We start from the raw sequence: 21,743 nt of genomic DNA on the forward strand, positions 1-21,743 counted from the left end.
ATCTTATTGCTTCTTCAGGTTGCGGTACGACACCAGATCGTTGATCGGCCCGACTTCGAGCCCGCTCACCCCGGGCCGCGTCGCGACCTGCGCGACTTTCTCGAACATGATCACGAACGGCGAGCGCGCGAGCACTTCCTTCTGCATCGCCTGATACAGCTGCGCGCGTTTCGCGGCGGTCGGCTCGGCGAGCGCGGCGTCGGTTTCTTTCGTCAGTTGCGGGATGTCCCAGCTGTTGCGCCAGGCCAGCATTTTATAGCTCGACTTGTCGGAGTTGTCCGGATTCCACGCAAAACCTTGCGCGTTGCTGTGCGGGTCGATGTAGTCCGCCGACCATTCGCCGATGTAGATGTCGTGCTGGCGCGCGCGGTATTTCGCGAGCGTCTGCTTGTTGTCGCCGGGGATCAGCTGAACCTTGATGCCCGCCTGCGCGAAGTTCGCCTGCACGGCCTGCGCGATCTCCGTGTACGGATAGTCGTTGCGCACGTCCATCGTCACCGAGAAGCCGCCGGGCACGCCGGCCTTCGCGAGCAGCGCCTTCGCCTTCGCGACGTCGAGCTTGTACGGGTTCGTGTTCAGCGTGCCGAGGAAGCCTTCTGGCAAGAAGGTCTGGTGCACCTTGTAGGTCGTCTTCACGACGTTGCTCTGGATGCCCGCATAGTCGACGAGCCATTTCAGCGCTTCCTGCACGTCGGGTTTCGCGAGCGTCGGGTTCTTCGTGTTCAGGCCGAGATACAGCAGCGTCGCCTGCGGCGATGCCGCCACCTTCGCCTTGCCGGACTTCACCACCGACGCGAGATCGTCGGGGCTCAGGTCGCGCGCCGCGTCGACGTCGCCGTTTTCCAGCAGCAGGCGCTGGCTCGCGGCTTCGGGCACGTGGCGCAGCACGATGCGCTTCATCGCGAGCGGCAGCCGGTAGCCGTCGAAGCGTTGCAGCACGAGGCTGTCGCCGGCCGTCCACTTGACCAGCCTGTATGCGCCGGAGCCGGCTTCGTTGGTCTTCAGCCACGCGTTGCCGAAGTCGTTGCCGTGCTGATGCGACAGCAGCAGCTTCTTGTCGAGCACCGATGCGGGCCACGAGCCGAGCACGTTCAGCACGAAGGTCGGCGCGTACTTGCGGTCGGTCGTGATCGACACCGTCGCGTCGTCGAGCTTCTTCACGTTCGCGGCGACGTTCGCCTTCGTGAGGCCGATGCCGGTCAGCACGGCGGCCGGCCCCTTGTCGAGCAGCACCGCGCGCTGGATCGACCACGCGACGTCGTCGGCCGTCAGCGAGTTGCCCGAGTGGAACTTGAGGCCGGTGCGCAGCTTGAACGTATAGGTCAGGCCGTCGGCGCTCACCGTCCACGACTGCGCGACGTCGCCGTTGAATTTCGACGGATCGCGCAGGTCGACGCGCACGAGCCGGTCGTACGTGTTCGCGACGTATTCCTCCGGCACCAGCTCGTAGATCTCGCCCGGGTCGAGCGTCGTGAATTCGTCGAGCAGCGTCGCCATCACGAACAAGTCCTTCGGCGTTTCCGCATGGGCGGCGGAAAGCGGAACGGCGGCGAATGCGGACGCGGCGGCCAGCGCCGCGACGAGCCGGGATGTCGGGAATTTCATGTGCGCTCCATCGGTCGTTGAAGTCGTTGAACGTGAACGGAAAAGGGGGACGTGCTTCGTCGTTACATCAGGCGCCACGGGCCGCTCGCCGCGTTGTCGATCTGCGGCAACGCGCGAGAGCCGGGCAGTTCGTAGTGCCACCATTCGCTGTCGATGTGCGCGAAGCCGGCCGCGTGCATCACGCCGAGCAGCAGCAGGCGATTGCGTTGTACTTGCTCGGGCAGTCCCGCGTGAAAGTGGCCCGATGCGGCGACCATCTCGTCGAAGCCGGTGCCCATGTCGAGCGGCGCGCCGTCCGCGCCGACGAGCGTCAGGTCGAGCGCGGTGCCGCGGCTGTGATTCGAGCCGCGGCCGAGATCGGCGACGAAGTTCGGATCGGGGAGGAAGTCCCACAGGACCTGCTGCGCCTGCGGCGGCCGGTAGGCGTCGTAGATGCGCAGCGTGAAGCCGGCCTGCGCGGCGACGTCGACCGCGCGGCGCAATGCGGCTTCGGCCGGCTCGAGCAGCAGACAGTGCGCGTTGCGGTAGATCGGCTTGCCGGTCAGATTGCGCGCGGTCGCATAGACGAGCTCGATATCGACGCGATGCGTGGCGGGCGTGATTTCGACGAGACGGTGATCGTTCATCGGCAGGGTGGGCTCGCTCATGATTCGAATTGGTCGAACGTGCGCTGCAGTTCGCGGTTGCGCGCGACGCGCCGGTCGATCGCGGGGCCGAGGCGGTCGACCACGGCCGTGATCAGCAGGTTGAACAGACAGGTGAGCGGTGCGAGCGAATCCCAGAACTGGCCGACGTCGGTCTTCACCTGCAGCAGGTCGGCCGGCCATTCGCGCGCCCACGGGCACGACAGATCGGTGACCAGCGCGAACGGCTGGCCGAGCTCGGCGGCCGCCTGGCAATAGCGGCGCGCGCTGCGCGAATACGCGCGCGTATCGGTGACGACGCAGTACGGCCGCTCGAATTCGGAGTTCAGCGAATCGACGTACGAGCCCGACTGGCCGTCGGAATAGAACACGCGCGGGCGCAGGTATTCGAGGTAGCTGCTGAATGCGTTGCTGATGCCGCGCGTCGACTGGATGCCGAGGATGAACACGGCGTCGGCCTGCGCGATGCGGTCGGCGACCTGCGCGAACACCGGGCCTTCGGCCAGGCGGTACACGTGGCGGATCGCGTCGAGCTCGCGCTCGAGCGACGACGCGAGCGGGCCGTCACTCCCGTTGCCGCGGTTGCGTTCAGCCGGTTGCGTGCCCGCGACGCGGCGGTATTCGTCGAGCCGGTCGGTGATCATCCACGGACGATCGCCGCCGCCGCGCAGTTCGCGCTTCAGGTCGTCGAGATTGCGGTAGCCGACGCTGCGAAGAAAGCGCCCGACCGAGATGCCGCTGGTGCCGGCCTGCTGCGCGATCTGGTCGGCCGTCTCGAGCCCGAGCCGATCGAGGTTCGCGAGCATGTAGCTCGCGATGCGCTTGGCCGTCGGCGTCAGCTCGGCAAAGCGGGATTCGACGGTACGGGCGAACGCGCAAGTCATCGGATGTTAGATCGTTGTCGTCGATTGATCGAATGTCATCCATCTAACAAAGCCAAAATCATTCGCGCCAGCGGATAAAAACTATGGTGTGAGGATGACTGATAGGGTCGGTCCAAAAGCGGGATGTCGGCGCGCAGGCCTCTGTTTATGCCTGTCATGCATATTTTGCGTTTATGCATGTGAGGAATAATTTGCGTTTATGCCTGTCAGGAATATACTGCGCATGTTGCCTACAGGAATACGCGCCGTGAATTTCATCGTCAATACGCCCGCGCAACTGGGCGAAATCCTGTCTTCGGCGCGTCAGGCCAAGGGCCTGACGCAAGCCGAAGCGGCCGTGCGAATCGGCGTGGGCCAGTCGCGGCTGTCGCTGCTCGAGACCACGCGTACCGAAAGCCTGTCGCTCAGGCAATTGCTGGAGTTGACCGCGCTGTACGGTCTTGAACTCAGCATTCGCACCAAGGACGGGCGCGACGCCGCCGCCGCCGAGTGGTAAGCGATGGGCCGCAAATCGCACACGCGCGCGCTGTCGATCTGGACGAACGGTAAGAGGGTCGGCACATGGCGGATTCCCGTGCGCGGCGACATGGAACTGCTGTACGACGCCGGCTGGAAGCAGTCGGCCGTCGGCCGCCCGTTGTCGTTGTCGCTGCCGTTCGGTGTCGGCGATGCCCCGTTGCGTGGCGAACGCGTCAATCATTACTTCGACAACCTGCTTCCGGACAGCGACGCCATTCGGCGCCGATTGGCCGCCCGATTCGGCACCGCGACGACCGAGCCGTTCGATCTGCTTGCCGCGCTCGGTCGTGATTGCGTCGGGGCGGTGCAATTGCTCGGCGAAGACGATGCGCCAACCGGCCTCGATCGCATCGACGGCACGCCGCTGTCGGACGAGGACGTCGCACGCGTGCTCGATCAGGCGAGCGGCGTGGCGACGGGGGGCGAGGACGACGACGATTTCCGGTTGTCGCTCGCCGGTGCGCAGGAAAAGACCGCACTGCTGTTTCACGACGGGCGCTGGATGCGCCCGCACGGCGCCACGCCGACGACGCATATTCTCAAGTTGCCGCTCGGGCTGGTCGGCAACAAGCGGGCCGATCTCACGGCCTCCGTCGAGAACGAGTGGCTGTGTCTCGCGATCCTGCGCGCGTTCGGCCTGCCGGCGGCGCGCGCGGAAATCGTGCGTTTCGGCGCGCACAAGGTACTGTCGGTCGAACGGTTCGATCGGGTGTTGCATCGCGACGGCGGGTGGCTGTTGCGCTTGCCGCAGGAAGATTTCTGCCAGGCGCTCGGCGTGCCGCCTCACCTGAAGTACGAGTCGCAGGGCGGCCCCGGCGTACCCGATCTGGCCGGCCTGCTGCGCCGTTCGGAGACGGCGCGGGAGGATCTCGACACACTGTTCGCCGCCCTGATCGTGTTCTGGATGCTCGCTGCACCAGACGGGCATGCGAAGAATTTCAGCCTGCGCCTGCTGCCGGGCGGCCGTTTCCGCCTCACGCCGCTCTATGACGTGATGTCGATCTGGCCGGTCGAAGGCGATGGCGCGAACCAGTGGTCGTGGCACAAGGCGAAGCTCGCGATGGCCGTGCACGGCAAGCGCAAGCACTATGCGATGCGCGATATCACGCGACGGCACTTTGCCGCGATGGCCGAATATTGCCTGCTCGGCGATATCGCGACACCGATCGTCGAACGGCTCGTCGCCGCGACGCCGAACGTGATCGAGTCGGTCGGCGCGGCATTGCCTCCCGGCTTTCCGGCCAGGGTCGCGGAGCGCATCCTGGGCGGATTGCGGTTCGCCGCGCAGCGGCTCGCCGACATGCCGCGGGAGTAAGCTGCGCCCGACGCGGCCCGGTTAGCCGGTGGTCGACGGATCGGCGTTCACCCGTTTTCCGTTTTTCACGATCGGTTCTCCGAATCGGCTGCATCGCATCGGCGATGGCACGTGGCGCGCCTCGATCGTTTCCCGTCGCCATCCGCGACGTCACGACCTGCCGCGGTCGTATTTCCGCATTCACCGCACCTGACCGATTCGCCGACATCCGCCGCCACTCGGCGTCCCTCTGCACCGCAATAATTACAAAATTAAAGTCGATCAGATTAAGTCATTAATTCAGGTTAATAATTCATTTAAGTTTTTCTGTGATTTGGATTTAACTTGCGTCACGGGATGTTTGATTTTCGATAATCCGAAAACGACAAGTATTCCGTAACCGGAATTCTCTCGATCGCAAGAATGAAGAGGAAATCATGACGAATCTTTCTCGACGCAAAATGCTGGCAAGTACGGCCGGCGCCATTGCCGCCGCGGGCATCGCGGTATCGGCCAAGGCCGCCTCGTTCGGCAATCCGGACAGCCCGCCGGAAGGCGCGGTGAATGCACGCAATCGCCAGAGCCTGACCGACCCGGGGCCTAAAAATCCGGCCATCGCCAATCAATTTCCGTCTTTTCAGGATCCGCCGGCCACCGATATCAACGGGATGCCGTTATTCTGGGCGTCTTTCAATAATGCCCATAAACGCATTCAAAATGGCGGCTGGGCGCGCGAAGTGACGCAGGACGATTTCGCGATTTCCGAAACCATTTCCGGCGTCAACATGCGGCTGACGCGCGGCGGCATTCGCGAGATGCACTGGCACCAGCAGGCCGAGTGGGCCATCATGCTCGACGGCCACTGCCGGATCACGGTGCTCGACGAGCTCGGCCGGCCGTCGGTCCAGGACGTCAAGACCGGCGATCTCTGGTATTTCCCGCCCGGCCTGCCGCATTCGCTGCAGGGCCTCGGCAGCGACGGCGCCGAATTCCTGCTCGCATTCGATAACGGCCGCGCATCGGAATTCAACACGCTGTTGCTGACCGACTGGATCGCGCATACGCCGCCCGACGTGCTCGCGCTCAACTTCGGCGTGCCGGCCGACGCATTCAGGAACGTGCCGCTCGACAACCTGTGGATTTTCCAGGGCGACGAGCCGGGCCCGCTCGCGGACGCGCAGCACGCGTCGGCCGCGTCGGCCGGTGCGCCGCCGCATCCGTTCGTCTTTTCGCTCGGCGACATGAAGCCGGTCAGGAAGACGCGCGGCGGCGAGGTGCGGATCGCGGACAGCAACAACTTCACCGTGTCGACGACCGTCGCGGCGGCGCTCGTGACCGTGCATCCGGGCGGCATGCGCGAGCTGCACTGGCACCCGAACGCCGACGAATGGCAGTACTACCTGCAAGGCGAGGCGCGGATGACGGTGTTCGACACGGGGCCGAAGGCGCAGACGGCCGACTTCCGCGCGGGCGACGTCGGCTATGTGAAGAAGAGCCTCGGTCACTACGTGCAGAACACCGGCCGGACCGACCTCGTGTTCCTCGAGATCTTCAAGACCGACCGCTATGCGGAGGTGTCGTTGTCCGACTGGCTCGCGCATACGCCGCCGAAACTCGTCGAAGCGCACCTGAACGTCGCGCCGGACGTGATCGCGCAGTTTCCGCGCAATCGCCCCGACGTCGTGCCGCTGTAACGCCGCCATCGTCCCGCCACGGCCGGCGGCCGGCAAGCCGGCCGCGGCACGTGCGCCCGAATCGGTCTTACTCATTCGAACGGAAACTCCACCATGCTTCCCGTCCCGAGCAAACCTGCCGGCGGCTTCGCGCTGCCGGGCCGCTCCACCGAGCACATCGACGGCGCGGCGCGCGCCGCGCTGGAAGGGCGCCGCACCGGCGTCGCCGCGCTGCTGCCGTTCGTCGGCCCGGCCGTGATCGCATCGATCGGCTACATGGACCCCGGCAACTTCGCGACCAACATCCAGGCCGGCGCCGCATACGGCTACCGGCTGCTGTGGGTCGTGCTGGCCGCGAACGCGATCGCGATGCTGTTCCAGGCGATGTCGGCGAAGCTCGGCATCGTGACCGGCCGCAACCTCGCCGAACTGTGTCGCGACCGCTTTCCCGCGCCGGTCGTGTGGGCCATGTGGATCGCATCCGAGATCGCCGCGATGGCGACCGACCTCGCCGAATTCCTCGGCGGCGCGCTCGCGTTCGGCTTGTTGTGCCACCTGTCGCTGTTCGCGGGAATGGTTGCGACCGCGTTCGCGACCTGCGCGATCCTCGCGCTCGAAAAGCGCGGCTTCCGGCCGCTCGAAGCGGCGATCGCGGCGCTGGTCGGCGTGATCGGCGCATGCTATCTCGGCGAACTGCTGATCGCGCCGCAGGACTGGCGTGCGGCCGCGTTCCACCTGGTGGTCCCGCAGATTCCGGATCATGCGGCGCTGACGATCGCAGTCGGGATCATCGGCGCGACGATCATGCCGCACACACTGTATCTGCATTCGGGCCTCACGCAGGATCGCACCGCGCCGCGCGACGACGCGCAGCGGCGGCGGCTCGTGCGTTTCTCGAACCGTGAGGTCGCGATCGCGCTCGGGCTTGCCGGATTCGTGAATCTCGCGATGGTGATGATGGCGTCGTCGGCGTTCCACGTGGCCGCGCCGGGCATGACCGACATCGGCGATGCGTATCACACGCTGGTCCCGGTACTTGGGCCGGCGGCCGGCGCGCTGTTTCTCGTCGCGCTGCTGACCTCGGGCGTGTCGAGCTCGGTGGTCGGCACGATGGCCGGGCAGGTCGTGATGCAAGGCTTCATCCACCGCCGCCTGTCGATCTGGGTGCGGCGCGCGGTGACGATCGCGCCCGCGTTCGCGGTGGTCGCGCTCGGCTGCGACGTGACGCGCGCGATGGTGGCGAGCCAGGTCGTGCTGAGCTTCGTGTTGCCGATGCCGATGATCGCGCTGGTGGTGCTGTCGGCGCGCAAGGACGTGATGGGCGCTTACGCGATGCGGATGCCGCTGCGAATCGTCGCCGGCGCGGCGACGGTCGTGATCGTCGCGCTGAATGCGTATCTGGTCTGGGCGGCGTTCGGTTGAACGCGTGCGGACGGGCGCTTACTGCTGCATGTCCGGCGCTTCGCGCAGCCGCCAGATCGCGTTGCACTGCTGGCCGCCGAGGCTCGTCGCGCGCAGCGTGACGACGGCGCCGGCCGCTATCCGGTACCAGAAATGCGCCATCAGTTCGGTGCCTTTGCGCTGCGGGTGGCCGTCGACCCGCACCTCGCACAGCAGCGGCGACGGCGAGCCGGACGGATGCGTGACATAGACGTTCAGCCGTGCGATGTCGCGGGTCGCGGCGAACACGATTTCATGGTTTCCGCTGCCGACGAGCATCGTGCCGCCCGGTTCGTCGATCGCCTGCAGGTAGGCGCCCGCGCTCGTCTCGAGCGCCGCGGACGCAACGGTCAGCCCGGCCGAGCGCACGTAATCCGCCGCCGCGATGCGTGCGGCGAGCGCATCGGACGGGGCCGGCGTGCCGTCCGACAGCGCGAACGGCGTACCGTCGCGCAGCGCGGCATCGGCGTGGTTCGTGTAGTAGCGCCACCGGTCGAGGAAGCGGATGTCGCCGGTCATGTGCAGTGCACGGATCGGCTCGCCGTGATACCTGAGCGTCGTCTTGCCGCTGCCCGCATCGAACGATTCGTGAATGCCGTACTTGCTGACGAAGTTCTGGACCGGGTCGAGCAGCGCCGTTTCGCCTTGTGCGCTCCACAGATGCAGGAACGTCGTATCGATGCCGAAGCATTCCTGGAAATCGGTGCCGATGCGGGCGATGCAGTCGCGCAGGTGGTCGGCATAACGCGCCCATGCGTCGGCGGTGCCGGCGACGAGCCCGGCCTGCAGCGCACCGCCGTGGCGCGCATTGACTTCGTCGACGACGAGGCGCCAGTGATGGTCGCGCCGCTCGCCGATCAGCGGCGTGACGACGAACGTGCAGAACAGCGGGTCGGGGCACACGTGGATGCGGTCGTCGCCGATCTGCGAGAACAGGTCGAACTGCGGCGCGCAGAACCAGATGTCCGCGTCGTACAGCGCGAGCTTGCGAATCTGAGGATGGCGCGCGCAATACTCTGCGGCCTCGATGAAGCGGCCGACCGGCAGCGCATAGGCGCTCGACGCGTCGATCACGTCGACCGACTGGCTCGCGAGAATCTGCCGCTTGCGCTCGGACAGCCCGTAGCCGATCACCGCGATCCGCCCGTCGTAGCCGGCGTGCCGCAGCGACAGCAGGAACGGCACGAGCATTTCGTACCACGCGCGGTTGTTGTCGTTGATCGCCACGCACACTGCGTGCTCGCTCGAATGCATGTTCTCGTCCCGTTACGTGTGCCCGGCGCGGTATCCGCGCGATGCAGGTCATTGTAGATCGCCGCCGCCGCACGGGCCGGCGCCGGCCCTGCGGCCCGCGGCGATTACCTGTACGGCGCTGTGGCCGCGCGTGCAGGCGGCCGCGATTATTTCGCGAGCGTGCGGTATGACACGAGGTCGTTGATCGGCCCGATTTCCGGTCCGGTCGCGCCGGGGCGCGTGGCGACCTGCACGACCTTCTCGAACATGATGATGAACGGCGAGTTTGCGAGCACGGCCTTCTGCAGCGCCTCGTAACGCTGCGCGCGCTTCGCGGGCGACGGCTCGACGAGCGCGGCCTCGGTGTCCTTCGTCAGTTGCGGAATGTCCCAGCCGTTGCGCCACGCGAGCATCTTGGTCGGCGACTGGTCCGAGTTGTCCGGATTCCACGCGAAACCGCGCGCGTTGCTGTTCGGGTCCATGTAGTCGGGCGACCATTCGCCGATGAAGATGTCGTGCTGGCGCGCGCGGTACTTGCCGATCGCCTGCTTCGCGTCGCCGGGGATCAGCTTCACGCGGATGCCGCCCTGCGCGAAGTTCGCCTGCAGCGCCTGCGCGATCTCGAGGTACGGATAGTCGTTCGGCATGTCCATCGTCACGTCGAAACCGTTCGGCAAGCCGGCCTTCGCGAGCAACGCCTTCGCCTTCGCGACGTCCTGCTTGTAGGGTCGCGCGTTCGACGCGCCGAGGAAGCCCTCGGGCAGGAAGGTCTGATGCACCTTGTAGGTCGTGCTGACGATGTTGCGCTGGATGCCGTCGTAATCGACGAGCCACTTCATCGCCTGCTGGACCTCGGGCTTCGCGAGGTTCGGGTTCTTCGTGTTCAGGCTCAGGTACAGCAGGGCCGACACCGGCCACGACGCGACCTTGATCTTGCCGGCCTTCGACAGCGCGGCGAGGCTGTCGGGGCTCAGGTTGCGCGCGGCGTCGGCGTCGCCGTTCTCCAGCAGCAGCCGTTGCGCGGACGCTTCGGGCACGTGACGTAGCACGACGCGTTTCATCGGATACGGCGTGCGGTATTTGTCGAAGCGCTGCAGCACGATGGATTCGTTCGGCGTCCACTTGACGAGCTGGTACGGGCCCGAGCCTGCGTCGTTGGTGCGCAGCCAGCCGCTGCCGAAATCGTTGCCCTGCTGGTGCGACAGCAGCAGCTTCTTGTCGAACACCGATGCCGGGCACGCGCTCAGCACGTTGAGCACGAAGCTCGGCGCGTACTTGCGGTCGGTTTCGAGCACGACGGTTTGCGGATCGATCGCGCGCACCTTCTGCATCACGTTCGCCTTCGTGAGGCCGAGATCGGCGAGCACGCCGGCCGGCCCCTTGTCGAGCAGGATGGTGCGCTGCAGCGACCACGCGACGTCGTCGGCGGTGACCGGGTTGCCGGAGTGGAACGTGAGGCCCGGGCGCAGCTTGAACGTGTAGGTCACGCCGTCTGCGCCGACCGTCCACGATTGCGCGATCTGTCCGTCGAAGCGCGTCGGGTCCTTCAGGTCGACGCGCACCAGCCGCTCGTAGGTGTTCGCGACGTATTCGGACGGCACCAGCTCGTAGATCCCGCTCGGGTCGAGGGTCGTGAATTCGCCGAGTTGCGTGGCGACGACGAAGATGCCGGGCGGCGTGGCAGCCTGCGCCGGCAGCGCCGGAACAAGCGCGACGAGAGCGGCGCTGACGAACAGCCGGGACAGCAGGTGCTTCATGCGGGCTCCATTGAAAAGGAATCGTGGTGCGATTCTCTCATCGACGGGCACCCGGATGAAAATATTCGGCAGGTGCGCCGGTTGGCACGCAGCGTTGGGCAGGCGGACCGGGCGGGTGCCCGGCGCCGGCGGGCGTCAGATCGCGCAGCGCGCGACCGCGTAGCGCATCGCTTCCTCGGCCGGTTCGCTGCCGGAGCCGCGCACGACCTTGATCACCGAGCCGTTGCCCGACGGCGTCAGCGTGACGAAGTACGAATTCGAACCGACCGCGATGTCGGTCACGCCGTTGTGCTGCGATTGTGCGGTGCCCGACAGGCGGCTGTCGAGGCAGTTCGCGATCGCGTAGGCCGGGCGTTGCGACGACACGTAGATCATCGGTGCCGCACCCGAGCCGGCCGAGTCGGACGACGGAGCGGAACCGCAGGCGGCGAGCAGGGCGGCGGGAAGGAGCAGCAGGAATCGTTTCATGGTCGGTCGTCGGGTGTCTCGTATCGAGGCTGGAACGCGGGGTGGCGAAACGCGAAGCTTCGCGACGAAACCGCCCGGAATCGGGCCGCTTGTGACGGACGACGATGCAACGGGCGGCTGACGACGGAGTATACCCGCAGCATTCGACACCGTCGGCGCGTTGAAACGATTCGATACAAAGCGCCCGCTGCCGGCCGGGCGCTTGCGTCGGTCGTCGCCGTGATCGGCGCATCTCGCGTCGTCGCGATGCCGGCGCGCAGTCCGGCGCCGCGCATGCGGATCAATGCGCGCCGGCCGCCGCCGCATCGGCATCGCCGCCGCCCGAGCGCGCCGGTTTCGTGATCCAGATGAGCGGGATGATCGCGATGAAGATGATCGCCGACACGTAGAAGATGTCGTTCAGGCCCATCACGGCCGCCTGCGAATCGACCGACGCATTGAAGAACGCGAGTGCCGAATCGGGGCTCAGGTGCAGCAGCGAACGGCTCGCGTCGAGCTGTTGCGCGAAGACCGGATTGGTGACGCTCGCCTGTTCGGTGAGCCGCACGTGATGCAGGATCGTGCGGTCGTTCCACGCATTGCCGATCAGCGACGTCCCCACCGCTCCGCAGAACGTGCGGCCGAAATTCGACAGGCCGGCCGCGGCCGGAATCTTTTCCGGCGGCAGCCCGGACAGGATGATCGACGTCAGCGGCACGAAGAACATCGCCATCGGAATGCCCTGCAACAGCGTCGGCAGCACGAGATCCCGGCGCGACACGTCGGTATAGAACGTCGTGCGCATCATGAAGACGACCGCGAAGCCGACGAACGCGAGCGTCGCGATATAGCGCGGATCGGTGCGCGGCAGCAGACGCCCCATGACCGGCGTGAGCAGGATCGCGAAGAATCCGAGCGGCGCGGTGGCCAGCCCCGAATCGACCGCGCGGTAGCCGAGATAGCCCTGCATCCATTGAGGCAGCAGCACGAGCGTGCCGAAGAACATCCCGTACGCGACGGAGATCGCGATCGTGCCGCCCGCGAAGTTGCGCTGCGTGAAGAGTCGCAGGTCGACGATCGGGTTGGCTTCGTGCAGCTCCCACACGAGGAAGAACGCGAAGCCGATCAGCGCGACGATGCCCAGCGCGACGACCACCGGCGAGTTGAACCAGTCGAGATCCTTGCCCTTGTCGAGCATGATCTGCAGCGACGCGACCCACAGCACGAGCAGGAGCAGGCCGACCGTGTCGATCGGCATGCGGCGCGTGGCCGATTCGCGATCGCGGAACACGAACCACGTGACGGCGGCCGCGAAGAAGCCGACCGGAATGTTGATGTAGAAGATCCACGACCAGTTGTAGTCGTACGTGATCCAGCCGCCGAGCGACGGCCCCGCGATCGGGCCGACGAGCGCCGTCATCGACCACAGCGCGAGCGCCGTCGACGACTTCTGCCGCGGCCATGCGCCGAGCAGCAGCGCCTGCGACAGCGGCGCGAGCGGCCCCGCGACCGCACCCTGCAGGATCCGCGCGGCGAGCAGCGTCGGCAGGTTCGGTGCGATTCCGCACAGCCACGACGCGAGCACGAACAGCAGGATCGACGCGACGAACAGGCGTACCTGGCCGAAGCGCTGCGTGAGCCAGCCGGTCAGCGGAATCGACACCGCGTTGGCCGCCGCGAAGATCGTGATCACCCACGTGCCTTCGTCGACCGACACGCCGAGGTCGCCCGAGATCGTCGGGATCGCGACGTTCGCGATCGACGAGTCGAGCACGTTCATGAACATCGCCAGCGATACCGCGATCGTGCCGATGACGAGCCGGCCGCCCGACAGCGGGCCTGAAGACGAGGGAGAGGACATGGCGTTCCTGCGTGATGGACGAAGGTCGTGCGGTGCGCCCCGTACGCCGCGGCCGCCCGTGAGGGGCAGGCGTGCGGCCAAGTGCGGCGAAGCGCGGAACGGACGGACGCACGCGCGCCGCACGGCGGCCCGACGAGCGGTGCCGTCGCGTGCGGTGGTCGGTTCGATCGGTGAATCGGAATGGCGAAGCCGGGGCGGGCGTCGCGGGGCGGGCTGTCGCCGGTCAGGAGGGCGCGACGCGCGTGACGCGTCGGCGGGCAGCGGGCACGTGGCTGCCGTAGCGGGTGTGGTCGTTTTTCATCGCCACAGGCTAACGATGCGGCGCACGACGATCAACGCTTGCGCGCTCATTAATTCCTTTCCTGCACCGCAATAATGTAGCCGCCGTGCATCGATTGCCGGCCCTACGGCATGGTCCGCCACGCCGTGAAGACTTCGGTCAGGAACTCGACGAATGCGCGCACCTTGCTGTCGAGCGTCGCGCGTTTCGGGTAGAGCGCGTGCAGCTCGACGTCGTCGGTGCGATGCCAGTCGGGCAGCACGATCTCGAGTTCGTTGCTCTCGATCCGGCGTGTGGTGAAGTGGGTCGAAATCAGCGCGATGCCGCCGCCGCTCGCGGCCTGGCGCAGCACCGTGACCGATTCGTTCGAGATCAGCACGGGCCGCACCGGCACGTCGGCGACGTCGCCGGCCGCGTTGGTGAGGCGCAGCGTCAGGCCGGGCGCGTCGCGGCCGACGAACAGGATGTCGTGATCGACGAGATCCTGCGGCGTGTGCGGCCGGCCGGCGCGGTCGAGATAGTGCGGGCTGGCCGCGAGCTTCGCGTGCGACCAGCCGAGCGAGCGCGCGACATAGCCGGAATCGGTCAGCACGCCGGTGCGCAGCGCGACGTCGAAGCCGTGTTCGACGAGGTCGAGCGCGCTGTTGTCGTAGATCAGCACGAGCTGGACCAGCGGGTAGCGCCGGCGAAACTCGGCGAGCGCCGGTTCCAGTTCGAACAGGCCGATCGCGTAAGGCACCAGCACGCGCAGCGTGCCTTCGGGTTCCGTGCGCAGCGCGCGCACCTGACGATCCGCGTCGAGCAGGATCTCCTCGGCGCGCAGGCAGCGTTCGTAATAGTCGCGGCCGGCTTCGGTGACGGACACGCGGCGCGTCGTGCGGTACAGCAACTGGACGCCGAGGTCGTCCTCGAGCTGCCTGATCTTGCGGCTCGCGCGACTGAGCGGCATGTCGATCTGCGTGGCCGCGGCGGTGAAGCTGCCGCGTTCCACCACGCGCAGGAATATCCGGATGCTCTCGAGGTCCATGCGGTTCGTTTCGGTGTTTGGCCTGCGTGCATCTTACCGTCGCGGGCCGAAACGTTGCGGATCGAGCCGATTATCCTGCCCGGCGCAATAACGCATCCTGCCCGCGCCCCGTAGTGGCGGCTGCCGCGCGACCGTATGCTCGCCGGATGAAATTCGCTTTCCCCAGCATGCCGCCGCTCGCGGCCGTCCGGGCCGCGCTGCGCGACGCGCGTCCGACGCTGCCGCCCGGCGCGCTTGCATTCGCACTCCGCAATACGGCCGCGTCGTTGACCGCGCTCTATATCGCGTTCCGGATGAATCTCGACGATCCGATTTGGGCCGCCTCGACCGTGTGGATCGTCGCGCAGGGCAGCCGCGGGATGGGGCTGTCGAAGAGCCAGTACCGGATTCTCGGCACCGCGATCGGTGCGGCCGTGGCGCTCGCGCTGACCAGCGCGTTCGCGCAGACGCCCCAGTTGTTCCTGCCCGCGCTCGCCGCGTGGATCGGCCTGTGCGCGGGCATCGCGACGTTCCAGCGGAATTTTCGTGCGTATGCGGCGGTGCTCGCAGGCTATACGGCCGCGATCGTCGCGATGGACGCGGTATCCGCGCCGCTGCATGCGTTCGACGTCGCCGTCGCGCGGTTTTTGTACGTGGTGGTCGGCATCCTGTGCGGTGCGCTGTTCGAAACGGTCTTCGCACCCGGCGCGCCGCTGAAGGAGGTCCGCACGCGACTCGCGCGCTATCTCGACCGCGCGGTGGCGGTCGGCGCGGGCGCGCTGCGCCGCGAGCCGAACGACGCGGCCGTGCACCGGCTGTTCGCGGACGCGCTCGAACTCGATACGGCGGCCGAATATGCGGCGGCCGGCGCGCCGCCGGTGCGCAACATGATCGGCCATTTGCGCGTGGCGGCGCTCGGCGTGCTCGCCGCGCAGGCCGCGGGGCTGGCGATCCGCGAGCATGCGGCGCGCGGCGGCGATGCGCCGGAACCGCTCGTCGACGAGGCGGCACGCGTGCTCGACCGGGTCGCCGTATCGGGCGACGCCGGGCACGAGATGGCGGCGCTGCGCGCACGCGTGGACGACGCACTGCGGGTCGAAGCGGCCGCGCCGGCCGGCCCGGACACGTCGCGCCTGCTCACGCTCGATCGGCTGTCGGCGCTGCTCGGCGGCTTCGACCGTGCATTCGCGAGCCAGGCATTGCTCGACCGGCCGGTGCCGCCGCCTGCACGCGTGCGCTATGCGTTCCACCGCGATCCGGTGCTCGCGTGTCACAACGGCGTCCGCGCGTTCATCGCGGTGCTGGCCGCGTCGGCGATCTGGATCTTCACCGCGTGGCCGGTGGGCGGCGGGTTCGTCGCGATCACGGCCGTGGTGAGCGCGCTGTTCTCGACCCGTCCCAATTCGGTGCGTGCGATCGTCGGTTTCCTGAAAGGCACGGCATGCGCGGCGGTCGCGGGCGTCGTCTGCAACTTCATCCTGCTGCCCGCGGTGTCGGGCTTCGAGATGCTGGCCTACATCCTCGGCGTGTTCCTGATCGGCACCGGCCTCGCGATGCGCCATCCGCGCACGGCCGCGATGGGCAGTGCGTTCTCGATCTTCTTCTGGAATTTCACGTCGCCGAACAACACGACGCGGATCGGCGACGCCGCGTTTCTGAACAGCGCGCTCGCGACGCTGCTCGGCATCGCGTTCGGCGCTTTGGTATTCGCGCTGGTGTTTCCCGGCGATCCGGGCACGAGCCGGCGGCGGCTGCATCGCGCGGTGCGCCGCGATCTGGCGCGGCTCGCGCGCGAGCCGCGGGCGTGGTCGGCGAGCGCGTGGCTGAGCCGCACGGCCGACCGTCTTGCACGCGAGCTCGGATTCGCGGGTAGCGTGCCGCAGACACGGATCGAGCACGACATGCGCGATCTGCTCGCGATCTGGGGAATCGGCGACAGCCTGCTGTCGCTCGCCGAACTGGCCGCGCGCGAACCGGCCGCACGCCGCGCGGCGGCGGCGGTGCGTGGGCGCGTCGCACGGGCGGATTTCGCGCGACTCGAGCAGACGTGCGATGCCGCGGCCGGCCTGTTGCGACGACGCGTGGCCGCGCGCGACGGCGACGACGCACATGCGTTGCTGCACGGCGTGGTCCTGCTGCGGCGGATCGCGGATGCGGCCGCCGCGCATGGCGATTTCCTGCGCGGCCGCCGCGATCGAACAGGATGGCCGCTCAGGTGAGGCGGTAGGCCGGGCCGGGCGTCACCTCGGCCGGCAGCGGCTCGCGGTTCAGTTCGAGCAGCGTGCGCTCGATCTGCCGCGTCATCGCATCGAGCGCGAGATGATTCGGGCCGTCGCCGAACGGTTCGGCGATCGCATGCGCGATGGCGTCGAGCGCGATCAGCGTATAGGCGACGAAAACTGTCACAAAAGGTGTCGCCACACCGATCGAATCGACGAGACCGAACGGCAACAACACGCAATACGCGTAGATGGTCCGGTGCAGCAGCACGTCGTATGAAAACGGAATCGGCGTCGACGCGATGCGCTCGCAGCCGCTCACCATCGCGACGAGATCGTCGAGGCGCGCATCGAGCATCCACAGGCGCGTGTCGGCGAGATGGCCCGCATCGGCGCGCGCGGCGAACGCTTCGCGCAGCGCGTGCACGATGACGATCGGGCGAAACCGGGAAGCGGCGACGCGCGCGTAGGTGGCGCCGTCGAGCAGCGCGCGCAGGTCCGCGGCCGGATCGGTGCCGCGCAGTTGGTGCTTGAGCGCGTAGACGAACGCGACGACCGTGCGCACGAACGCGCGGCGCGAGGCGTCGTCGCGGTCGAGCGCGCCGTAGCAGAGCGCCTGCGACACCAGCGTGCGCGTGGCGGTCAGCACGCCGCCCCACAGCTGCCGGCCTTCGCGATAGCGTTCGTAGCTGGCGTTGTTGCGAAACCCGGCGAAGATCGCGAGCGTCAGGCCGATCAGCGTGAACGGCGTCGGGTTCAGCGGCACCTTCTCGCCGAGCACGCGGCCGCCGCCCCAGACCGCGACGACGCTGATCGCGAGCGTCAGCACGAGCTGCGGCAGGATGGTCGGCAGCACCGAGCCGTTCCAGACGAGCAGCATCCGCAGCCAGTGCTCGCGCGGACGAACGATCATCGTCGCGCTCCGTCAGGCGGCGATCGAGGCGGGCGCCGCCGCGCGATGCAGCAGCACGGGCACCGATTTCGACGTCGGCGTGTTGCACACGTCGCCGACGCTGTCGAGCGGCACGAGCGGGTTGGTTTCCGGGTAGTACGCGCCGATGCAGCCGCGCGGAATGTCGTACTCGACGAGCAGGAAGCCGTCCGCGCGCCGCTCGATGCCGTCGTGCCACACGGTTTCCATGTCGACCCATTCGCCGGCCTTCAGGCCGAGCATCGCGAGATCGTCGCGGTTGACGAACACCACGCGGCGCTGGCCGAACACGCCGCGATAGCGGTCGTCGAGCCCGTAGACGGTCGTGTTGTACTGGTCGTGCGAGCGCGTCGTCATCAGCGTCATCAGCCGGTCGCCGTGCAGCGCGCGGGCGCGCTGGATCGGCGTGTCGGTCGGCAGCGCGTGCGCGATGAAGTTCGCCTTGGCCGTCGGTGTCAGCCATTCGCGGTCGCGCGATGCGACGCGCAGGTGGAAGCCGCCGGGCCGTGCGATGCGTGCGTTGTAGTCGTAGAAGCCGTCGACGGTCGCCTCGATCGCGTCGCGGATCTTCGCATAGTCGTTCTTGTATGCGAGCCAGTCGATCGTGCCGCTGCCGAACAGCGCGTGGCCCATGTGCGCGACGATCGCGGGCTCCGACATCAGGTTCGGCGAGGCCGGCTTGTTCATCCCGTACGACACGTGGACCATGCTCATCGAATCCTCGACCGTCACGCCTTGCGCGACGTCGTCCTGCAGGTCGATCTCGGTGCGACCGAGCGTCGGCAGGATCAGCGCGTCGCGGCCGTGGATCAGGTGGCTGCGGTTCAGCTTCGTCGTGATGTGCACGGACAGTGCGCAGCGCCGCATGCCTTCCCACGTGCGCGGCGTGTCGGGCGTCGCCATCGCGAAATTGCCGCCCAGACCGATCAGTACCTTCACACGGCCGTCGAGCATCCCTTCGATCGTCTCGACGACGTCGTAGCCGTGATGGCGCGGCGGTTCGAAATCGAACACGTGGCCGAGCCGGTCGAGGAACGCCTGCGACGGCTTTTCCTCGATGCCGACCGTGCGGTTGCCCTGCACGTTCGAATGGCCGCGCACCGGGCACAGGCCGGCGCCGGGGCGGCCGATGTTGCCGCGCATCAGCATCAGGTTCGTCAGCATCTGCACCGTCGCGACCGAATGCTTGTGCTGCGTGATGCCCATGCCCCACGTCGCGATCACGCGTTCGCTGCGTGCATAGAGCTGCGCGAGCGCGTCGATCTGCTCGTACGGCACGCCGCTTTCGGCCGTCAGCGCGGACCAGCGCTCGGCGCGCAGATCGTCGGCGAACGCGTCGAAACCGGCCGTGTGCTCGCCGATGAACGCGGTGTCGACGACGCGCGGCGCACCGGCGGCGCGCGCGGCGTCGTCGAGTTCGAGCACGCGCTTGGCCATCCCCTTGATCAGCGCGAAATCGCCGCCGATCGTCGGCTGGATGAACGTCGATGCGATCTTCGTGCCCGACATCGTCAGCATCTCGAGCGGGCTTTGCGGATCGGCGAAGCGTTCGAGGCCGCGCTCCTTCAGCGGGTTGATCGACACGATCGTCGCGCCGCGCTTCGCGCACTCGCGCAGCTCGCCCATCATCCGCGGATGGTTGGTCGCGGGGTTCTGGCCGAAGATCAGCAGCGTGTCGGCATGCTCGAAATCGTCGAGCGTGACGGTGCCCTTGCCGACGCCGACCGACGCCGGCAGCCCGCGGCTCGTCGCCTCGTGGCACATGTTCGAGCAGTCGGGGAAGTTGTTCGTGCCGTACCGCCGCACGAACAACTGGTACAGGAACGCGGCCTCGTTGCTGGCGCGGCCGGACGTGTAGAACGCGGCCTGGTTCGGGTCCGGCAGCGCGCGCAGGTGGCGCGCGATCAGCTCGAACGCGTCGTCCCACGCGATCGGCACGTAGCGGTCGGTCTGCGCGTCGTACACCATCGGGTCGGTGAGCCGCCCGTGCTGTTCGAGCTCGAAATCCGATTGTTCGAGCAGTTCGGTCACCGTGTGCGCGGCGAAGAAGTCCGGCGTCACGCGCTTGCTCGTCGCTTCCGCGGCCACGGCCTTCACGCCGTTCTCGCAGAATTCGAACGTCGATGCGTGCTGGCGGTCGGGCCACGCACAGCCCGGGCAGTCGAAGCCGTCCGGCTGGTTCTGGCGCAGCAGCGTGCGGTAGTTGCCGCCGGCGACCTTTTCCTTGATCAGGTTGATCGTGACGGCTTTCAGCGCGCCCCAGCCGGCGGCCGGGTGGGTATACGGTTCGATGCGCGCGGTGGCGGATTTCTTTTTCATGATGCGGGTGTCGGGGTCGATGCGTGCAGAGTACGCGCGGCGCCCGTGCCGCTGTGTGTACACCTGTTCACTTCAAAAAAGAGTACAGTTTCGGCCATCCATACCATGCGGATCGCAACTGTGTTGCTGAAGGGAAGCTGAAAGGAGGCACGTGAAGCGTTACGAACAACTGGCCGACGATCTCCAGGCGCAGATCGAGCGAGGCGTGTACCGGCCCGGCGAGCGGATTCCGTCGGTGCGGCACGCGAGCCGGCAGCAACAGCTCAGCGTCACGACCGTGCTGCGTGCGTACCTCGTGCTGGAAAGCCGCGGCCTGATCGAAAGCCGGCCGCAGTCGGGCTACTTCGTGCGGGCGCGCGCGGCGGCGCCGGCCGAGGCCGAGCTGCATGTCTCAGCGCCGGCCGCCGAGCCGTCGGCCGTGGACGTGAGCCGGCTCGTGCTGTCGACGCTGCGCTCGATCGCGCGCGACGACGCGGTGCCGCTCGGTTCGCCGTATCCGGACGCGTCGCAGTTTCCGGTGCAGCGCCTCGCGCGCTATGCGCAGACGATCGGGCGGCGGCGCACGCGCTGGGGCGTGATCGACGACCTGCCGCCCGGCAATCAGGAGCTGATCCGCCAGATCGCGCGGCGCTATGCGGAGCGCGGGGTCGCGGTCGAGCCGGGCGAGATCGTGATGACGATCGGCGCGACCGAGGCGATCAACCTGTGCCTGCAGGCGGTGGCGAAGCCGGGCGACACGATCGCGGTGGAGTCGCCGACGTTCTACGCGATGCTGCACGCGATCGAGCGGATGGGCATGCGCGCGCTCGAAGTCGCGACGCACCCGGGCGACGGCATCGATCTCGACGCGCTCGAGCGGGTCCTCGCGCGCGAGCCCGTCGCCGCATGCATGGTGATGCCGAATTTCCAGAATCCGCTCGGCTTCCAGATGCCCGATGCGCGCAAGCGCGCGCTGGTCGAACTGCTCGCGAAGCACGGCGTGCCGGCGATCGAGAGCGACGTCTATCACGAGCTGCACTTCGGCGACACGGCGCCGAGCGCGCTGAAGTCGTTCGATCGCGACGGACTGGTGCTGCATTGCGCGTCGTTCACGAAGAGCCTGTCGCCGCGCTACCGGATCGGCTGGGCGATGCCGGGCCGTTATCGCGACCAGGTCGAGAAGCTGAAATTCCTGAACACGCTCGCGACGCCCGCGATCGAGCAACTCGCGATCGCCGAATACCTGAAATACGACGGCTACGATTTTCACCTGCGGCGCATGCGCAAGCAGTATGCGCAGCAGGCGAGCCTGATGAGTGCGATGGTGCGGCGTTTCTTCCCGGAAGGCACGCGGCTGTCGCAGCCGCAGGGCGGGTATGTGCTGTGGGTCGAACTGCCGCCGCAGGTCGACGCGATGAAGCTGTACACGCTGGCGCTCGCGCAGCGGATCACGGTCGGGCCCGGGCACATGTTCTCGGCCGGCACCGACTACCGGCATTTCATCCGGCTCAACTACAGCTATCCGTGGTCGCGGCAGATCGAGGACGCGCTGAAGGTGCTGGGGCGGCTCGCGTCGGAGTGCGCGGCGCGGTGAGCGCCGCCGCCCGACGGCGGGGCAGGCGGCCGCTGGCGGCCTGCCGCCGTGGCCGGTA

16 protein-coding genes are annotated in these 21,743 nt (G+C 67.5%); 6 read left to right on the forward strand and 10 right to left on the reverse strand.

Translation table 11 applies throughout. The annotated features are described in order from the left end of the window. Window positions 1-3: 3 nt before the first annotated feature. From WT53_RS19515 to sapR, 3 genes are all read right to left on the reverse strand, one after another. Window positions 4-1,605, reverse strand: coding sequence for an ABC transporter substrate-binding protein (locus tag WT53_RS19515; protein ID WP_034204662.1), 1,602 nt, complete (start codon window positions 1,603-1,605; stop codon window positions 4-6). A 62-nt stretch (window positions 1,606-1,667) separates the two neighbouring features. Beyond that, complete coding sequence (gene ddpX, locus WT53_RS19520; RefSeq protein WP_034206165.1) at window positions 1,668-2,231, reverse strand: D-alanyl-D-alanine dipeptidase; 564 nt, start codon at window positions 2,229-2,231, stop codon at window positions 1,668-1,670. Window positions 2,232-2,248: 17 nt separating this feature from the next. After that, window positions 2,249-3,133: a sap1 transcriptional regulator SapR gene (gene sapR / locus WT53_RS19525; RefSeq protein ID WP_034204663.1), complete on the reverse strand. Its 885-nt coding sequence runs from the start codon at window positions 3,131-3,133 to the stop codon at window positions 2,249-2,251. Window positions 3,134-3,380: 247 nt separating this feature from the next. On the opposite strand from sapR, the gene WT53_RS19530 reads away from it, so the two are divergent. From WT53_RS19530 to WT53_RS19545, 4 genes are all read left to right on the forward strand, one after another. Then, window positions 3,381-3,629 (forward strand): helix-turn-helix transcriptional regulator, encoded by a 249-nt coding sequence (locus WT53_RS19530; RefSeq protein WP_034204664.1) that lies wholly within the window; start codon window positions 3,381-3,383, stop codon window positions 3,627-3,629. A 3-nt stretch (window positions 3,630-3,632) separates the two neighbouring features. Then, window positions 3,633-4,967, forward strand: a complete 1,335-nt coding sequence (locus tag WT53_RS19535; RefSeq protein ID WP_034204665.1) for a type II toxin-antitoxin system HipA family toxin — start codon at window positions 3,633-3,635, stop codon at window positions 4,965-4,967. A gap of 416 nt (window positions 4,968-5,383) precedes the next feature. Next, complete coding sequence (locus tag WT53_RS19540) at window positions 5,384-6,640, forward strand: oxalate decarboxylase family bicupin (RefSeq protein ID WP_034204666.1); 1,257 nt, start codon at window positions 5,384-5,386, stop codon at window positions 6,638-6,640. Between the two features lie 93 nt (window positions 6,641-6,733). Beyond that, complete coding sequence (locus WT53_RS19545; RefSeq protein WP_034204667.1) at window positions 6,734-8,041, forward strand: Nramp family divalent metal transporter; 1,308 nt, start codon at window positions 6,734-6,736, stop codon at window positions 8,039-8,041. Between the two features lie 18 nt (window positions 8,042-8,059). Here the strand turns inward: WT53_RS19545 and WT53_RS19550 are convergent, their stop codons facing one another. From WT53_RS19550 to WT53_RS19570, 5 genes are all read right to left on the reverse strand, one after another. Next, window positions 8,060-9,313: a hypothetical protein gene (locus WT53_RS19550; protein WP_034204668.1), complete on the reverse strand. Its 1,254-nt coding sequence runs from the start codon at window positions 9,311-9,313 to the stop codon at window positions 8,060-8,062. 146 nt (window positions 9,314-9,459) lie between these two features. Further along, a complete protein-coding gene (locus tag WT53_RS19555) occupies window positions 9,460-11,049 on the reverse strand; it encodes an ABC transporter substrate-binding protein (RefSeq protein WP_034204669.1) in 1,590 nt (529 codons plus the stop codon). Window positions 11,050-11,184: 135 nt separating this feature from the next. Beyond that, on the reverse strand, window positions 11,185-11,517 hold the full coding sequence (locus WT53_RS19560; protein WP_034204670.1) for a hypothetical protein: 333 nt from the start codon (window positions 11,515-11,517) through the stop codon (window positions 11,185-11,187). 280 nt (window positions 11,518-11,797) lie between these two features. Continuing rightward, window positions 11,798-13,357: a DHA2 family efflux MFS transporter permease subunit gene (locus WT53_RS19565; protein ID WP_034204671.1), complete on the reverse strand. Its 1,560-nt coding sequence runs from the start codon at window positions 13,355-13,357 to the stop codon at window positions 11,798-11,800. 404 nt (window positions 13,358-13,761) lie between these two features. Then, window positions 13,762-14,664 carry a LysR family transcriptional regulator gene (locus WT53_RS19570; protein ID WP_034204672.1) on the reverse strand — a complete coding sequence of 301 codons (903 nt, stop codon included), beginning with the start codon at window positions 14,662-14,664 and terminating at the stop codon, window positions 13,762-13,764. A 146-nt stretch (window positions 14,665-14,810) separates the two neighbouring features. On the opposite strand from WT53_RS19570, the gene WT53_RS19575 reads away from it, so the two are divergent. Next, window positions 14,811-16,862, forward strand: coding sequence for an FUSC family protein (locus tag WT53_RS19575; RefSeq protein ID WP_034204673.1), 2,052 nt, complete (start codon window positions 14,811-14,813; stop codon window positions 16,860-16,862). Here the strand turns inward: WT53_RS19575 and WT53_RS19580 are convergent. Both WT53_RS19580 and WT53_RS19585 read right to left on the reverse strand, forming a co-directional pair. Further along, a complete protein-coding gene (locus WT53_RS19580) occupies window positions 16,855-17,775 on the reverse strand; it encodes a bestrophin family protein (RefSeq protein WP_034204674.1) in 921 nt (306 codons plus the stop codon). The two genes, WT53_RS19575 and WT53_RS19580, sit on opposite strands and share 8 nt — an antisense overlap. 12 nt (window positions 17,776-17,787) lie before the next feature. Then, window positions 17,788-20,112: an FdhF/YdeP family oxidoreductase gene (locus WT53_RS19585; RefSeq protein ID WP_034204675.1), complete on the reverse strand. Its 2,325-nt coding sequence runs from the start codon at window positions 20,110-20,112 to the stop codon at window positions 17,788-17,790. Between the two features lie 151 nt (window positions 20,113-20,263). On the opposite strand from WT53_RS19585, the gene WT53_RS19590 reads away from it, so the two are divergent. Further along, window positions 20,264-21,685: a PLP-dependent aminotransferase family protein gene (locus WT53_RS19590; protein ID WP_034204676.1), complete on the forward strand. Its 1,422-nt coding sequence runs from the start codon at window positions 20,264-20,266 to the stop codon at window positions 21,683-21,685. Window positions 21,686-21,743 lie beyond the last annotated feature (58 nt).

Source organism: Burkholderia sp. MSMB2157WGS, from assembly GCF_001532755.1.
Lineage (GTDB): Bacteria > Pseudomonadota > Gammaproteobacteria > Burkholderiales > Burkholderiaceae > Burkholderia.

What these genes read in the sequence shown, in the direction of transcription:
- WT53_RS19550 (WP_034204668.1), bottom strand. Translation starts at nt 9,313, where the DNA reads ATGCATTCGAGCGAGCACGCAGTGTGCGTGGCGATCAACGACAACAAC.
- WT53_RS19555 (WP_034204669.1), bottom strand. Translation starts at nt 11,049, where the DNA reads ATGAAGCACCTGCTGTCCCGGCTGTTCGTCAGCGCCGCTCTCGTCGCG.
- WT53_RS19535 (WP_034204665.1), top strand. Translation starts at nt 3,633, where the DNA reads ATGGGCCGCAAATCGCACACGCGCGCGCTGTCGATCTGGACGAACGGT.
- WT53_RS19585 (WP_034204675.1), bottom strand. Translation starts at nt 20,112, where the DNA reads ATGAAAAAGAAATCCGCCACCGCGCGCATCGAACCGTATACCCACCCG.
- ddpX (WP_034206165.1), bottom strand. Translation starts at nt 2,231, where the DNA reads ATGAACGATCACCGTCTCGTCGAAATCACGCCCGCCACGCATCGCGTC.
- WT53_RS19580 (WP_034204674.1), bottom strand. Translation starts at nt 17,775, where the DNA reads ATGATCGTTCGTCCGCGCGAGCACTGGCTGCGGATGCTGCTCGTCTGG.
- sapR (WP_034204663.1), bottom strand. Translation starts at nt 3,133, where the DNA reads ATGACTTGCGCGTTCGCCCGTACCGTCGAATCCCGCTTTGCCGAGCTG.
- WT53_RS19565 (WP_034204671.1), bottom strand. Translation starts at nt 13,357, where the DNA reads ATGTCCTCTCCCTCGTCTTCAGGCCCGCTGTCGGGCGGCCGGCTCGTC.
- WT53_RS19540 (WP_034204666.1), top strand. Translation starts at nt 5,384, where the DNA reads ATGACGAATCTTTCTCGACGCAAAATGCTGGCAAGTACGGCCGGCGCC.
- WT53_RS19515 (WP_034204662.1), bottom strand. Translation starts at nt 1,605, where the DNA reads ATGAAATTCCCGACATCCCGGCTCGTCGCGGCGCTGGCCGCCGCGTCC.
- WT53_RS19560 (WP_034204670.1), bottom strand. Translation starts at nt 11,517, where the DNA reads ATGAAACGATTCCTGCTGCTCCTTCCCGCCGCCCTGCTCGCCGCCTGC.
- WT53_RS19545 (WP_034204667.1), top strand. Translation starts at nt 6,734, where the DNA reads ATGCTTCCCGTCCCGAGCAAACCTGCCGGCGGCTTCGCGCTGCCGGGC.
- WT53_RS19570 (WP_034204672.1), bottom strand. Translation starts at nt 14,664, where the DNA reads ATGGACCTCGAGAGCATCCGGATATTCCTGCGCGTGGTGGAACGCGGC.
- WT53_RS19575 (WP_034204673.1), top strand. Translation starts at nt 14,811, where the DNA reads ATGAAATTCGCTTTCCCCAGCATGCCGCCGCTCGCGGCCGTCCGGGCC.